Below are 13,549 nucleotides of genomic sequence, written 5' to 3'. Positions count from 1 at the left end.
CAGATTCATTGAGCCCGAACCCTCTGAGCCCCAACCTGCCAAGAAGGAGTCAGCTATGACCCTCACACCAGAAACAACGACAACGCTGCCGTCACCGGAGTTCACTGCCCGAGTGGTGGAAGTCGAGGAGTCGGCCTACCGCGCCCGCCAATACGCCCTGAACATGGGCGAAGTCCAAGGCCAGGGATACGTGGGCCAGGCTCTCGGATCCGCGGACATCTTCGCATCGGTGTACCGGGATCAACTGCGCTTCCGCCCGGAGGACCCCCACTGGGCCGAACGGGACCGTTTCCTGCTGTCCACCGGCCACTACGCCATCGGCCACTACGCCGCCCTGGCGGATGCCGGTATCGTTCCCATCACAGAGCTCGACACCTACGGGTCAGACGACTCCCGGCTCCCGATGTCGGGTATGGCGTCCTATACGCCCGGTATGGAAATTTCCGGTGGATCGCTCGGACACGGCCTGACGGTCGCCGTGGGAATGGCGCTGGGGATGCGGCTGCAGGGCTCCTCGGCCCGTATCTTCAACTTCCTGTCCGACGGCGAACTCGACGAGGGATCGACCTGGGAAGCAGCGATGGGAGCGCATCATCATCAGCTGGGCAACCTGACCGCACTCGTGGACATGAACGCCCTGCAGGCCGACGGTGCCACGAAGACCGTCCTCAGCATTGAACCGGCCGAGGAGAAATGGGCGTCCTTTGGCTGGTACACGCAGCGGGTGGACGGCAACAGTGCGCAGGCCCTCCTGACCGCACTGGACAATATCGCCGGCCGCACCGGGGCCACGGGTGAACCGTCGGTCATCCTGTGCGACACAAAGGTCGGAAAAGGAGTACCCCTGCTCGAGGAGCGGGAGAAGGCGCACTTCATGCGCATCGAGGAACACGAATGGCAGATCTGCCGCGAGCAGCTGACCGCAGGATACGAAGGAAAGGCTTCAGCATGAGCACCACCAGCGAGGCTCCCGACACCGCAACAGCCACGAAACCGAAGTTGAAGACCTCGGCGATGATCGCGTCCTTCGCCGATCGCGGCCAGAAGACCGCATCCGCGCCATTCGGCCATGCACTCGTCAAAGCAGCCGAGGCCGATCCGCGCATCGTCGGACTCACGGCAGACCTCGGCAAGTACACCGACATGCACATTTTCGCGAAGGCATTTCCGGACCGGTTCTTCCAGATTGGCATGGCCGAACAGCTCCTCCTCGGAGCGGCCGCCGGAATGGCCGAGACCGGGCTGGTCCCCTTCGCCTCGACCTACGCTGTCTTCGCTGCCCGCCGTGCCTACGACTTCCTGTGCCTGGACATCGCAGAGCCGAACCTGAACGTCAACGTCGTCGGCGGCCTGCCGGGTCTGACCACCGGGTACGGTCCCAGCCATCAGGCCACCGAAGACATGGCGATCTTCCGCGGCATGCCTAACCTCACCATCATCGATCCGTGCGACTCGGTCGACATCGAGCAGGCCGTTCCCCAGCTCGCGGCGTCGCCCGGACCCAGCTACCTGCGGCTCCTGAGGGGCAACGTGCCGACGGTGCTCGACGAGTACGACTACACGTTCGAACTAGGCAAGGCCAAGCAGCTCCGCCCCGGCGCCGACGTCCTGTTCATTTCGAGCGGACTGATGACTATGAGGGCTCTGCAGGCGGCGGAGCATCTCGCTGCCCATCATGTCGACGTCGCCGTCGTCCACTCGCCGACGATCAAACCCTTCGACACGGCCACGATCCTCGGTGAACTGCAGCAGGACCGATTGGTGGTCACCCTCGAGAACCACACCGAGGTCGGCGGACTGTTCGAAGCGGTGGCCGGTGTCGCCGTCCGACAGGGCAGCGGGCGGCGCATCATTCCTGTCGCACTTCCCGATCGTTTCCTCGATGCCGGTGCGCTGCCTACGCTGCACGAGAAGTACGGGCTGTCCACCACCCGCATCGTCCAGAAGGTGCTTGGGGAACTGTCCTGAAAGGGAACCCCGGGTGGCTCCTGTGCGAGGTGGGGTTCTATGCGTAAGATCGTCTTTGTCGACAGCTATCTGTCAACAGTCCCCCACTGAAGGGCGCGATACGTCATGACGGCAGCACCACCTCTCATTCTTGGAGGGCTGGAGAAGACCAACCTGCGCCAGCAGGCGCTCGCGGCCCTCCGTCGTGCCATCACCACGGGGGAGCTGCCTCCCGGCACGCATCTCGTCGAGACCGACCTGTCCGACCGACTGCAGATCAGCCGCGGAACCCTCCGGGAGGCAATGCGACAGCTCCAGCAGGAAGGACTCATCGCGGCAGGAGCGAGGGGCCGGCTCGCGGTGCGGCACCTCGACACCGCCGACGTCCGGGACATCTTCGAAGTGCGGTCCGCCCTCGAATCACTGGCCGCACGATCCCTGGCGGACCGGGAGGACCGGGATGAAGCCGTGAGGGAACTCGAACAGCACATCCGGCACATGGAGGACACAAGCGAGGGGACCCTCGACGAGCGTATTCAAGCGGACCTGGACTTCCATCACGCTCTCTGCACGCTGACGGACAACGGGACACTCGTGCACACATGGAAGTCCCTCGAGGGATCCATCCGTATGAGCATCATGTATGCAGGCGTCGACCAGGCGGTCAGCAACATGAGCGCCCACCGCCACGTGGGCATCGTCGAAGCCATCAAGACCGGAAATGCCGCGCACGCCATACGCGCGGTCGAAGACCACATGAACGAGACAACGCAAAGCCTCATTGGGAACGGCTCGTAGCTCCAACTACTTGCCGGACCACATCGATGAGACCGGCCCGGGAAGAGGAGCAGGACATGTTTCCAACAATTTTTGTAGCAAACCGCGGAGAAATTGCAATTCGGGTTTTCCGCGCCGGCCGGTTCAGGCGATGACGAACGGTCGCTGACTTGCGGGCTCAACGAATCGTCGTGGTCGGAGACAGTATCGCTCACGGTTATGGAGTCGAACAGGGTGCGGGCTGGAGTGGATTGCTGCGACGGGAGCACTCGTTCCAAGATCCCGATAACAACCGCTTCTACAATTTATCGAAACCGGGCATCGGTTCAGCTGAAGTGCGCAGAATTATTCAGCGGGAAGTTCCCCTGCGAAACCCCGACCTTGTGCCGGTGGCTTAGGGCATCAACGACACGAGGCGGATAGGGTCGTCGTCCGGTCCATTCCCCATGGACCTGGACCAGTGCGTCGAGCTCTTCACCGCCAATATTGAAGACATTCGAGCGATTGGTAGCGACGTGCACACGATCGGTCTGATCAGCCCGGACACATCCCGCACAATGCCGCTCCTGGGAGCCTATTTCGGTTACGATCCGGCACTGGAACTCAAGACGCGCTTGACCAACGTGTGCAGACAATTGGCTGTACCGCGGGTTCATCAGTGGAATTACTTCGACCATCACCGAGACCAACTCATCGATGGACTACACCCCGACAGCGGGGGACATCAAGCGATCTACCACGCAGTCAGCCAGAATCTCAACTAACAAGGACGGCGCGCCTGGCTCGACCGCTGCGCATCATCCAGACGACCTTGGATAGCAAGTCTGGAGGAAATACATCGGTACCGTCCGAATCGGCGATCCTTCAGTGGGCACTTTGCGGGATTCTCCGACACTCTGTGTTCGCTCCTCGCCTTGATGTTCGTGGCGTTCGTGATGAAGGGCGCCCACAGTGCGCACAAGAAGCGGTCGCTCTCGCTCACTAGTCGGCTCGGCCGTCCGTTGGCAGCAACCCCGACGGGCCGGGCGAGGGAGCTACCTTTCGGAAGTCGATCGACGCTGCAGTCCTCAAGCCGTCCGGTTGGACCTGTATGTGTGCCTTGGTTTCGGATCACGGAACCTCTTGTCGAGTTAGTCGCACGCGTCGCAGATACCGGTGGCTGGGAGCTCATAGCCGCATGAACCGCAGACGGGACGCTCCCTGGACTCCGCCTGCATCGCCAGTGTCCGCAGACATTGTGCATCACCGACCGATGACAGGCACCGAGAAGTGTCTACAGGGACCGCGTCCTCTTGGTCAGCGACTGGAGGGCACGTACGAGTGTGGCCCCGAATCTGCTCGGCAGGTCGCGGTTCGCCGGGTTGCTTACCGGTTCAGCTGGTGTGGCCGGGATTAGTAGTATCTCGCCTGGGGGAGGTCGATGCCGCGCCGGAATGTGCGTTGGCCGCCGCGGGGTGAGGTAGGGCTGGCGGGTAGAGGACGTCTTCGCGGCTGTAGTGCCCCACGACGTCGAACCATCGCTTCGCGGCGAGGGTGCGGCTCAGGTCGATGTCTGCGATCACGATCCCTTCTTCATCATAGAGAGGACCTGCGATAGCACGGCCATCAAGGGGTTCAAAGATCGCCGCTCCACCTCGTCCGAGCGCCGGACCGTTCTCGGGCAACCGAACCGGGAAGTCATCGGGAAACGCAGAGCGAGGGATGTATTGCGGGACTGAGACCACGAAGGCGCCGGATTCTATGGCGATGTGACTCATCGTGGAAATCCAGCCGGCGGAATCATCAGCCGTCGGAGCCGCCCAGATCTGTACGCCCTGACGATAGATTTCATATCGGGCCAGAGGCATGCGGTTCTCCCAACAGATCAATCCTCCAACTCTTCCCAGAGTGGTTTCGATGACGTTCAGGTCATGTCCGTACCCGACGCCGTGGAAAAGGCGTTCGTGCATCGTAGGCATCAACTTCCGATGTTTCCAAAGCAAACCCTCAGGACCAAGCAGGATCATGGTGTTATAGAGACTTCCGGGCCTGGCGGATTCCCGTTCGTTCACTCCCAGCATGCAGTACATGTCATGGGTGGCACACGCCTCAATGAAGCGGTCGATGTGCGGTCCGGGGACGTCGACGGAGTTCGCCCAGAGGCGGGTCCACAGTTCATCGAATCCGTCGAATCGGGCCGCTTCATGGGCCCAAACCTCTGACGGGTACAGCGGTATGAAGGTTTCGGGGAACACCGCGAGCTTCACACCCTGGCCAGCTGCCTCTCCCAGGAGACGGAGCGCCTTGGATACCGATGCCTCCGCCTCCAGGATTACCGGAGCGGCTTGGATAGCAGCGATGCGCACAGTTCCTGCGGACATGACTCAACGGTGGCATGCACTTCCGCGCCTCGTCAACAGTGCGGCGGTTCATATGCCGGCCGGCTAGGACCTAAAGGCACGGACCTGAACCTCCACGGCGAAGCGGACCTCGACGGGGTAGCCGCCGAACTCAACGACCGGCGGGGGACACGGCTCGATGAAGGTGGGGGGTGTGCCTACTGTACGACGAGGTTCAGGGTTATGTCGTTAGGAGCGAAGCAGCAGGCGGAGGCCGTGCACTCGAGGTGAATAGTCTGATTTGCGGTGGGGACTGGCTTGCGGGTGATGTGTTAGCAGGAGAGATCAGAGACTTCATCTTCGCGGCGCATTTCACTCTTTTAGTGATCACCGATATCTGCACAGTAGGGGCAGTGCGTCTGAAGCGTCGGGATGGCACCTGGCCGATTCGGCGAAGCGAGAGAATCTGTCATGCAGCTGTCGGCCGCTCGGATCATGAATGGTTTGAGGGGAGGTGACGTCGTGATGGAGAGTCTGGAGACCGTGCATGGCGTGCGGAGTGCGGAGTGCGGCGTGCCCGGGACTCGGTAACGAGCGCGTGCGCCAGGGGTCACGGCCGCGGCTGAATCACTCCGCCAGGATCGGATTATTTACGGCGAAGAAGCGCCGCACCCTGTCAGTGCGGGGTGCGGCAGTCTTGGGGAAGGCCACTGGTCGGGAAAAGCGGGGGTGTGGACAGTGTCCACACTTTGGGTCTCGGATCGGGTCGTACATCGGTCGGACTGGCCCGGATCGCGCATGTTTCCTGAGGAGCCCAGTATCCGCAAGGGCTGGAGTCCGGTTCGAGTCCCACTTCGGGCACATGTTTCTCCTAGTCAGAGGCGGTTTTGCTCTCTGACTGTGGACAGGTGGCCCAATTCTGCGGTCCGGGGGCCGGTTCTGGTGGCTGGGCTGGATTTTCCTGGGACCGGGTGCCGCCTTTCTGTCGCGAAGCCCGGGTTGGGCTTCCTTGCGTTCATGGGGAGCGGCGGGGTAGCTGCATGACTGCGGTCAAGGTTCTTTGGCCTGGTTATCCTCCCCGCACTGCTGTTCAGGACAACTAGCCCAGTCAGCTCTTTCTGGTTGGGAGTCGAGCAATCCTCATCGTCCCCCTCATACGCCACCGTCGTGCATATTGGTCCAGGCCGTTTCCAAATGGGGCATGAGTCCGAACAGCCACAGGGCTCCGCTAGCCGCCAGTGTGATTGCCACCGTCGTGTGCAGGATGAGCCAGGATGTCGTGGTCCTGCCCGGTCATCATGAGCACGGCGATGCCCGCAAACCCGTGTGCGGCCAGGACAACGCTGATCGACGTGTCGGGCACCTCGGCGATTCCGAGAATTGGAGCGATGTGGGTGTAGGACTGAAGTGCCATCACCACTCGTTCGATCAGCGCCGTCGCCAAGCATGGGCGTTAAGGAGCTGACGCCGTCGCCATGAGACCTGCGGCGTAGGATGCGTCTATCCAGCAATATCTGCCCGTTCATGCCAGAGGAGACCATGATGTTGCAAATCAGCGAGATGGACGACCGGGTCACCTTGAACAGCCAACTTTCCAATGAAGTGGGGCCCGTCGTTCTCATCAACACCTTCCGGGTCGCGACAGAAGACGCCGACCAGCTGCTAGACGCTTGGGCTGCCGATGCCGCCTACCTGAAGACTAAACCGGGCTTCATCTCCACCCAGCTGCACCGAGGCATCGCCGGAAGCGGAGTGTTCCTCAATTACGCCATCTGGGAGTCGGTTGAGGCCTTCCGCAACGCCTTCGGCGATCCGCACTTCCAGGCCAAATTTGCCCAGTACCCCGACTCAACAGTTGCCTCGCCCCACCTCTTCCAAAAGGTGGCGGTGTCGGGAATCTGTGTAGACCGGTAGTCTCCAGCAACGCGGGGGAGGGTGCAGCCCTCCCACAGCCCGCGATCCAGCCAGCTGCCCGCAAGACGGCGGAGTCGCTGTGACTGGCGGGGGCGGACGACTGAACCTCCTCCTCGGTGACGGGGAGACGTCGGAAGCGCACTGTGTCGCCGGCGTTGGCTACTGCCCGCCAAAAGTGCGCGAGCTGATCCAGCATCTGGAGCTCGACCGTGGCCGGTACCGTCAGCCAGGACATCTGAGCGCGGAGCGAGCTGGGAACATAGGTTTCCCTCCCGCGTGCCGCGCATTTGGAATGCAACCAGACCCCCAAAATGAAGCCAGGGCACCATTCATCCTGGGGCACCCTCAGCAACCACAGCACCTATCAGCAAAGCCAACCGTCATGCAGAGAGAAGCACAGAATGACCGTGAACAAGAGCTCCCGATCAGGGTCCATCCCTGTCCATTTCGAAACACCTCGTCTTCGCGTCCGCCCGTTTGTTGCGGCGGACGCTGGTGCCTTCACCGCCTATCGAGCCCATCCCGACGTCGAGCGGTACCAAAGCTGGAGCAATTACACCATCGAACAGGGCCGAGCCCTGATCGACTCAATGCACGACGCCCTGCCGGGCGTACCGGGGCAGTGGTACCAGTTCGCCCTCGAGGAGCGCGAGGGCGGCGCCCTCATTGGCGACCTCGCATTGAAGGTCGATGACGCCGAACCGAGTATGGCCGAATTGGGGTTCACCCTCGCGCCCAAGTATTGGGGGAACGGCTATGGCGTTGAGGCAGTTCAGGGATTGCTCGGCTACGCCTTTGGGACACTGCACCTCCGCCGCCTCACCGCGGTCACCGACGCCCTCAACTATCCCGCGGCCCTGCTTCTCGACCGGGTGGGGATGCGGAGGGAGGCGTATTTCCAGGAGAACATCTTCTTCAAAGGAGCATGGGGAAGCGAGTGTGCTTTCGCGATACTGGACCGGGAATGGGCAGCTGAGTGCGGGGTCGAACTGGATCCGCTGATGGGCAGCCCGGTTTAGCTGGGTATCTGCTGAAACAGCGCGTCCCCATGATCGATGACTTCATCTCCAGCCTCCGGCGGGTCTGCACCGGGGATTCGGTCATCGACCCCTCCCTAGTCCAGGAACTGCTCCTCGCCCGTCGTGTTTCCACACCGCTCGACGCGCTCACCGCCGGGAGCGGGACGTGCTCTCCCTGATGGCCGAGGGGTGCTCCAACCAGGGCATCGGCCAAGCCCTCTACCTCTCCGAGGGCACCATCGAGAAACACGTCCATCACATCCTGGATAAGCTCGATCTGGGCACCGCCGGTGTTGCCAGCCACCGCCGGATCCTCGCCGTGATCAAGTTCCTCGACACGGTCTAGCCCGCCCGAAAGGGGTAGTGCCCGAGGCCGTAACCCCCGCCGCTTTCAGGGATCTGCTGAGCCAGACGGTCGGTGATGCGTGCGGGCCCCCGGCAGTTGCGGGAGGTAAGTCCGAAAGTGCTCGTCGACGGCGGTGGATCACTCTCGGGTGTCTCCTGGGCGGAATGTGAGTGGCCGCTCCAAGGTGAAACCCTGATGTAGCCGAGCGGGTTGCGCGAGATTATTGACGGAAAGGTCAATTAGCTCCATACTTATCTGATGGGCAGGCCACGCAAGTTCCTCGAAGCCGACGTCATCTACTCCGCCCGCAGGGCCTTCACGGATAATGGCTACTCCGGCACCACCCTCGATGCCCTGAGCGGGGCGACAGGCTTGGGAAAGCAAAGCCTGTACAACGCATTCGGCGGTAAGCGCGAACTCTTCCTGCGGGCCTTGAGCTCCGACACTGGAGACGCGGTGGCGGCCCTGAATGAAGCACTGGGCGACCTGACAGCTACTCCGCTGGAGCGGATCCGGGCCTACCTAATAAAGCTCGCGATTACCCTCAGCGATGGCAATGGCGGTGGAACCCTTTTCACCAAAGCCGCAGTGGAAATAGGCAGCCGGGACAGCGATGTGTCCGACTCCGCCCTGCAGGGTTTCCGTGACCTTGAGCAGATCTACCACCAGTGCATTCAGGATGCGCAACGCTGCGGGGAGGTCGATCCAACCCTCGATCCTGCGCCACTGGCGTCCTTCTTCCTCGCCCTGACGCGGGGAATGGAGGTCCTGGGCGCGGCTGGCGTCAATAGGACTGAACTGACGGCTATTGCCTTGACCTCGCTCCGCATCCTGTCCGCGCCGGAACGCAGGCCGGACTAACCGGCAGCCGGACACGCCTCCAAAGCCCTCACGGATGGCTGGACCCTGGAGCAGTCAGCGACCCTCGAGGAGTTCAGCGACGACGAGGTGACAGTGAAGCGGGCTGGCTCGAAGACTCGACCTCCGCGCTCATCGCCTGCACAGCCGCAACCGCGCGCGGGCGCGTCACCGCGATTCGACAGCTCCCACTGAAGCTCGGCAAGCACCGCTGTCTACTCCGTGACCGACTGTGCATGGAACGTAAAGTCAGAGGCGGTTTTGCTCTCTGGCTGTGGGCAATCCGGCGCAGTGTGCGCGGTCGGGGTGCCGGGTTTGGTGGCTGGGGTGCGGTTTCCCGGTGGCAGGGTGCCTCCTTCTCCCGCGAAGCCCGGTTCGGGTTTTATAACTACTTCAAGGGGGGGAGCGGCGGTGTGAGTGCATGACTGCGGTGAGGGTTTTTAACCCGGTGCCGTGCAAGGAAGAGCCACCTGCGTCTCTGCATAATCTCCCGTGGCCGGACGGGTGAGCAGTGCTGAGTTTGGATGAGTTGCCTTACGCAGTTGGAGCTCTTCCCTTGTCGGGGAGAGCTCCAACTATTGAACCTGGTCGCGTACTCGCGCTATTGAACCTGGTGGCTTATTCGCGGTGTTCTCGAGGCAATCAGGGCCGTTCGGGCTGTTCCACGGTGGAGCGCTGCCCGAATCCCGCTGGATATTTAGACCTGGGTTTCCCCGCCGTCTGCGAACAGTTCGGTGCCGGTGACGTAGCTTGCCTGATCCGAGGCGAGGAACAGCACGGCGTTGGCGATCTCGGCCGGCTGGGCGAGGCGTCCGAGCGGGACGTTTCCGGCCATCGCATCGAGCATGTCCTGTGTCTGGCTGGGGTCGGGGGCGAGTCCGGTCAGGCCGGGGGTCTCGGTGGGGCCCGGGGCGATCGTGTTGACCCGGATGTGGCGGCCGGCGAGCTCGGCCGCCCAGGTGCGCGTGAATGAGCGCAGTGCTGCCTTTGTTGCGGCGTAGACGCCGAACGCAGGGTTTCCCTTGCTTGCCGCGTTCGATCCCGTGATGATGACGGAGGCGTGATCCGCGAGCCTGGGCAGCGCCTTCTGCACCGTGAAGACCGTCCCCCGCACGTTGACGCCGAAGGTCTGGTCGAACGCCTCGGGGGTCAGCTGCTCAAGGGTTGCGAACCCTCCGCCGCCGGCGTTCACGAACAGGACATCCAGGTCCTTCCCGTTGGATGCCACAACGGAGAAGATGCGGTCGAGATCGTCAAGATCCGCGACGTCGCCCCTGATTCCTGTCGCCCTATCTCCCAGTGCGGCGACCGCGGCATTTAGTTCCGCCTCGCGGCGGCCGGTGATGAAGACCTGCGCTCCCTCCTGGACGAAGCGCTGGGCGGTGGCGAAGCCGATGCCCGATGTCCCTCCGGTGATCAATGCGGTTTTGTTCTCAAGCTGTCCCATGGCGGGCCTCTGTTCTTCTAATAGGACTTGGATGTCTCATCGTAGATTGTTTTTGTCGATATGGTCAATTATGGACATGGCATGCGGTCGCGAGTGCGTTTTCCTCCCGGGCGTCAAGGGGTTATCTCGCCGGGGAGGCGTGCGGGGTGCGGGATGTTTTGATGGCGCGGAGGGTGAGCTGCGCGGCGACGACGAGGAGCAGCAGGCCAAAGAGAATGCCGGACAACCGCGCCGGCAGGGCCAGAGCGAGTGCAGCGCCCGGTATGGAAGCGGCCGTTGCGGCCACCCCAACGATGAGGCCGGCTCCAACGTCGACGGTGCCGGCCCGCCAGTTGGCGGCCGTGCCGATGGCACTGGTGGGGATCATGACCAGTAAGGAGGTGCCTTTGGCGATGAGGTCGCTGGCGGCGAAAATTCCGATCAGGGCCGGTACGACGATGATTCCGCCTCCGATTCCGAACAGGCCAGAGAGTATCCCCATGGCCAGGCCGAGCACGGCATAGCCAAGGGCGACCAGCGCGGAGAATTCAAGGCTTTCTCCGCGGACCGGCGAGACCAGGACCATGCGTGCTGCGACCAGGAGGATGAAGACGATGAACATCCAGCGCAACCACACGATGGGGATTCTTTTGAGGAGGGCGCTTCCGAGCAGCGCCCCGACGATGCCGCCGATGGCGATGAAGAACCCCGCGAGGAGGTCAATCTCACCGGCGAGCAGGTAGGTGGTGGAGCCCACGACCGATGCCGGTACGATCGCGGCAAGCGAGGTCGCGGCGGCCGAGCGCTGGTCGAAGTTCGCCAGGGCCATCAGCAGCGGCACCATGATGATTCCGCCGCCGATGGCGAACAGGCCGGACAGGAGCCCTCCCACCACTCCGACTCCAATGAGAACGATCCAGAAGCCCGTCCCCGCCACACTGGGCGCCGGCGGGGAACCTTCCTTCACGCCACTCATTTCTCTCCTCAGTTGGGCGGATGCGCTTGGAGTGGCCGTCGTTCAGTTCCAGGCGAAGAGTGCGGGCTGCTGGCCGGCCAGATCCGGGTCGGCGTAGACATGCAGGCGGCTGATCAGCTGGCCGCGGAACTCGAAGACATTGCAGAAAAGACCGCTGCTCCGGGCGTCACCGGGGAAAGGCACTCCGGAGGCGAGCATGCCCGATTCCGCTCCTTCGACAACCACGCGGTTGTCGCTGGAGGTAAAGGTCATGCGGGACTGTGGGTGATCGAACGAGGTCACGGCCGAGGTCAAGCCGACGAGAAACGGAACGATCTCCGCTTTCCCATGCGCGAATCCAAACTTCGGGAAGAAGATCTCGGTGTCATCGGTGAACATATCGAGCAGGTTGGGGTCACCGGAGTCGACTTTCCTGAAGTACTCCATGGCAAGAGCAATCCGCTCCGCCGCACTGATCTGGTCCTGATCCATAGTGATGTGCCTTTCAGTTCCTGCGTTCAGGGGAGCCCACACCTGTTCCCGGTCTCGTGGGCTGGTTGCTGAGGCCTCGGGACCGGGTGGAGGATGCTGGGGGAGGTCCGCTCTAGTTGCTTCCGGTGCCCAGCGCCTTCTGAAGCGAGCGGATTGCCTGCTCGATGGCGGCGGTCGTTCCCTGGGTGACGCGTTCGGGGTTGAGCATCATGAAGTCGTGGGTGACGAAGTTGTAGCGGACGCTGGTGGTGGGCACCCCGGCTTCGACGAGTTTCGCCGCGTAGGCCTCGCCCTCGTCCCGGAGCGGGTCGTTTTGGTCCACGAGCAGCAGGGCCGGCGGAAGCCCTCGAAGGTCCTCGAGCGTGGCCCTCAGCGGTGAGACGGTGATCTCCGAGCGACGGCTGACGTCGGGGAGGTAGGCGTCCCAGAACCAGGCCATGCTTCTGGCTGTCAGGAACGGTCCGTCGGCGAAGGTGCGGTAGCTTTCGGTGTCCTGGCCGGCGTCCGTGACCGGATAGTACAAGGACTGGTGGACGAAGGTCACGTCACCGCGCTGCTTTGCGAGCAAAGTCAGGGCCGCGGTCATGTTGCCGCCGACCGAGTCACCGGCAACGGCCATGCGGGACCCGTCCAGGCCCTCCGTGGCGCCCTGCTTCGTGACCCACTGCGCGGTGGCGTAGGCCTGCTCGATGGCCTTCGGGTACTGGGCCTCGGGGGAGCGGTCATATTCCACGAAGGCCAGGGCGGCGTTGGCCCCGGCGCACAGTTCCCGGATGAGGCGGTCGTGGGTGCCGGAGTTGCCCAGGATCCAGCCGCCTCCGTGGACGTAGAGGATCACCGGCAGCGTCCCGGTGGCGCCCACGGGTTTGATGATGCGCACCTGTACGTCTCCGACCTCGGCCGGGACGGTGATCCATTTGTCCTCGCCGATCTCGACCTTGTCGACCGGGGCTGCCTGGAGGTCATCGAGCAGTTTGCGGGCACCTTCGACCCCCAGGTCGGCCAGAGCCGGTGGCTGGGCGGTGGCGTCGGCGATGATCTGGGCACCTGGTTCGAGCACTACTTTGGACATGGTGGTACCTTTCGGGGCTGCTGCATGGATGGATGATGTGCACTGAGGTTCATTCGGCACGTTCCGGTGCGGGGTAGTTGGTGACCAGTGGCTGGTCCGCTTCGACGAAGTAGGTCGAGAGCATTCTCGTGGTGACCGAACCGACGTTCACCGCGTTGTGAATGGCCCCTGGCGGAATAAGGAAGGGGCTTCCGGCGTGGAGCTCAAGCGGGGGCCTGTCGTCGAACTCCATGGACACGTCTCCGCGGATGATGTAGCCCACTTCGGGCCCAGGATGGCTGTGCCGGCCGGAGGAGGTGCCTTCGGGGATTTCCACCAGGGTCTGACGGATCCTCCAGCCCTGCACCGGACTGGACGCATCCTGCAAACTGACCCGGGTCAGAGCCGGCTTGGCCTCTTGTGCTTCGGCCATGTTCCTAATCCTT

Annotated in this window: 16 protein-coding genes; 9 read left to right on the top strand and 7 right to left on the bottom strand. The window is 62.8% G+C overall.

All coding sequences use genetic code 11. The features are described from left to right. The first annotated feature begins 55 nt into the window (after window positions 1-55). From ACX80W_RS10970 to ACX80W_RS10955, 4 genes are all read left to right on the top strand, one after another. Entirely contained in the window at window positions 56-952 is an 897-nt protein-coding gene (locus ACX80W_RS10970; RefSeq protein ID WP_459283180.1) for a transketolase, read from the top strand. Then, window positions 949-1,968, top strand: a complete 1,020-nt coding sequence (locus ACX80W_RS10965) for a transketolase family protein (RefSeq protein ID WP_459283178.1) — start codon at window positions 949-951, stop codon at window positions 1,966-1,968. Before ACX80W_RS10970 ends, ACX80W_RS10965 begins: the two co-directional genes overlap by 4 nt. 105 nt (window positions 1,969-2,073) lie before the next feature. Continuing rightward, complete coding sequence (locus ACX80W_RS10960) at window positions 2,074-2,745, top strand: GntR family transcriptional regulator (RefSeq protein WP_459283176.1); 672 nt, start codon at window positions 2,074-2,076, stop codon at window positions 2,743-2,745. Between the two features lie 425 nt (window positions 2,746-3,170). Next, complete coding sequence (locus ACX80W_RS10955) at window positions 3,171-3,488, top strand: SGNH/GDSL hydrolase family protein (RefSeq protein ID WP_459283174.1); 318 nt, start codon at window positions 3,171-3,173, stop codon at window positions 3,486-3,488. Between the two features lie 609 nt (window positions 3,489-4,097). On the opposite strand, the gene ACX80W_RS10950 is transcribed toward ACX80W_RS10955, so the two are convergent. Together ACX80W_RS10950 and ACX80W_RS10945 are read right to left on the bottom strand one after the other, a co-directional pair. Further along, entirely contained in the window at window positions 4,098-5,084 is a 987-nt protein-coding gene (locus tag ACX80W_RS10950) for a carbon-nitrogen hydrolase family protein (protein ID WP_459283172.1), read from the bottom strand. A 1,186-nt stretch (window positions 5,085-6,270) separates the two neighbouring features. Continuing rightward, entirely contained in the window at window positions 6,271-6,456 is a 186-nt protein-coding gene (locus tag ACX80W_RS10945) for a hypothetical protein (RefSeq protein ID WP_459283170.1), read from the bottom strand. 128 nt (window positions 6,457-6,584) lie between these two features. Between ACX80W_RS10945 and ACX80W_RS10940 the strand changes: the two genes are divergently transcribed. The 5 genes from ACX80W_RS10940 to ACX80W_RS10920 all read left to right on the top strand — a co-directional run bounded on the left by ACX80W_RS10940 (window position 6,585) and on the right by ACX80W_RS10920 (window position 9,182). Continuing rightward, window positions 6,585-6,956: an antibiotic biosynthesis monooxygenase family protein gene (locus tag ACX80W_RS10940; RefSeq protein WP_133404905.1), complete on the top strand. Its 372-nt coding sequence runs from the start codon at window positions 6,585-6,587 to the stop codon at window positions 6,954-6,956. A gap of 401 nt (window positions 6,957-7,357) precedes the next feature. After that, entirely contained in the window at window positions 7,358-7,975 is a 618-nt protein-coding gene (locus ACX80W_RS10935) for a GNAT family N-acetyltransferase (RefSeq protein ID WP_459283168.1), read from the top strand. Window positions 7,976-8,004: 29 nt separating this feature from the next. Then, window positions 8,005-8,154: a hypothetical protein gene (locus tag ACX80W_RS10930; protein WP_459283167.1), complete on the top strand. Its 150-nt coding sequence runs from the start codon at window positions 8,005-8,007 to the stop codon at window positions 8,152-8,154. Next, window positions 8,142-8,321: a response regulator transcription factor gene (locus tag ACX80W_RS10925; protein ID WP_459283165.1), complete on the top strand. Its 180-nt coding sequence runs from the start codon at window positions 8,142-8,144 to the stop codon at window positions 8,319-8,321. The genes ACX80W_RS10930 and ACX80W_RS10925 overlap by 13 nt, the downstream gene beginning before the upstream one ends. 258 nt (window positions 8,322-8,579) lie before the next feature. Beyond that, on the top strand, window positions 8,580-9,182 hold the full coding sequence (locus ACX80W_RS10920) for a TetR/AcrR family transcriptional regulator (RefSeq protein WP_459283163.1): 603 nt from the start codon (window positions 8,580-8,582) through the stop codon (window positions 9,180-9,182). A 694-nt stretch (window positions 9,183-9,876) separates the two neighbouring features. On the opposite strand, the gene ACX80W_RS10915 is transcribed toward ACX80W_RS10920, so the two are convergent. The 5 genes from ACX80W_RS10915 to ACX80W_RS10895 form a co-directional block, all read right to left on the bottom strand. Then, a complete protein-coding gene (locus ACX80W_RS10915) occupies window positions 9,877-10,626 on the bottom strand; it encodes an SDR family NAD(P)-dependent oxidoreductase (protein ID WP_459283161.1) in 750 nt (249 codons plus the stop codon). 121 nt (window positions 10,627-10,747) lie between these two features. After that, entirely contained in the window at window positions 10,748-11,581 is an 834-nt protein-coding gene (locus ACX80W_RS10910) for a sulfite exporter TauE/SafE family protein (RefSeq protein ID WP_459283159.1), read from the bottom strand. A gap of 42 nt (window positions 11,582-11,623) precedes the next feature. Then, the gene (locus tag ACX80W_RS10905; protein ID WP_459283157.1) at window positions 11,624-12,052 is read right to left on the bottom strand and encodes a nuclear transport factor 2 family protein; all 429 of its coding nucleotides are present in this window, start codon (window positions 12,050-12,052) and stop codon (window positions 11,624-11,626) included. A gap of 112 nt (window positions 12,053-12,164) precedes the next feature. Beyond that, window positions 12,165-13,124: an alpha/beta hydrolase gene (locus tag ACX80W_RS10900; RefSeq protein ID WP_459283155.1), complete on the bottom strand. Its 960-nt coding sequence runs from the start codon at window positions 13,122-13,124 to the stop codon at window positions 12,165-12,167. A 49-nt stretch (window positions 13,125-13,173) separates the two neighbouring features. Next, complete coding sequence (locus ACX80W_RS10895) at window positions 13,174-13,536, bottom strand: cupin domain-containing protein (protein ID WP_459283153.1); 363 nt, start codon at window positions 13,534-13,536, stop codon at window positions 13,174-13,176. Window positions 13,537-13,549: the final 13 nt, after the last annotated feature.

Source organism: Arthrobacter melezitosi (assembly GCF_054511055.1).
The sequence above is the reverse complement of the archived record's forward strand: the minus strand, read 5'-3'. Positions and strand labels throughout refer to the sequence as shown.

Bases quoted from the DNA above. Each gene is read 5' to 3' on its own strand.
- ACX80W_RS10970 (WP_459283180.1), top strand. From the start codon at position 56: ATGACCCTCACACCAGAAACAACGACAACGCTGCCGTCACCGGAGTTC.
- ACX80W_RS10965 (WP_459283178.1), top strand. From the start codon at position 949: ATGAGCACCACCAGCGAGGCTCCCGACACCGCAACAGCCACGAAACCG.
- ACX80W_RS10960 (WP_459283176.1), top strand. From the start codon at position 2,074: ATGACGGCAGCACCACCTCTCATTCTTGGAGGGCTGGAGAAGACCAAC.
- ACX80W_RS10955 (WP_459283174.1), top strand. From the start codon at position 3,171: ATGGACCTGGACCAGTGCGTCGAGCTCTTCACCGCCAATATTGAAGAC.
- ACX80W_RS10950 (WP_459283172.1), bottom strand. From the start codon at position 5,084: ATGTCCGCAGGAACTGTGCGCATCGCTGCTATCCAAGCCGCTCCGGTA.
- ACX80W_RS10945 (WP_459283170.1), bottom strand. From the start codon at position 6,456: ATGGCACTTCAGTCCTACACCCACATCGCTCCAATTCTCGGAATCGCC.
- ACX80W_RS10940 (WP_133404905.1), top strand. From the start codon at position 6,585: ATGTTGCAAATCAGCGAGATGGACGACCGGGTCACCTTGAACAGCCAA.
- ACX80W_RS10935 (WP_459283168.1), top strand. From the start codon at position 7,358: ATGACCGTGAACAAGAGCTCCCGATCAGGGTCCATCCCTGTCCATTTC.
- ACX80W_RS10930 (WP_459283167.1), top strand. From the start codon at position 8,005: ATGATCGATGACTTCATCTCCAGCCTCCGGCGGGTCTGCACCGGGGAT.
- ACX80W_RS10920 (WP_459283163.1), top strand. From the start codon at position 8,580: ATGGGCAGGCCACGCAAGTTCCTCGAAGCCGACGTCATCTACTCCGCC.
- ACX80W_RS10915 (WP_459283161.1), bottom strand. From the start codon at position 10,626: ATGGGACAGCTTGAGAACAAAACCGCATTGATCACCGGAGGGACATCG.
- ACX80W_RS10910 (WP_459283159.1), bottom strand. From the start codon at position 11,581: ATGAGTGGCGTGAAGGAAGGTTCCCCGCCGGCGCCCAGTGTGGCGGGG.
- ACX80W_RS10905 (WP_459283157.1), bottom strand. From the start codon at position 12,052: ATGGATCAGGACCAGATCAGTGCGGCGGAGCGGATTGCTCTTGCCATG.
- ACX80W_RS10900 (WP_459283155.1), bottom strand. From the start codon at position 13,124: ATGTCCAAAGTAGTGCTCGAACCAGGTGCCCAGATCATCGCCGACGCC.
- ACX80W_RS10895 (WP_459283153.1), bottom strand. From the start codon at position 13,536: ATGGCCGAAGCACAAGAGGCCAAGCCGGCTCTGACCCGGGTCAGTTTG.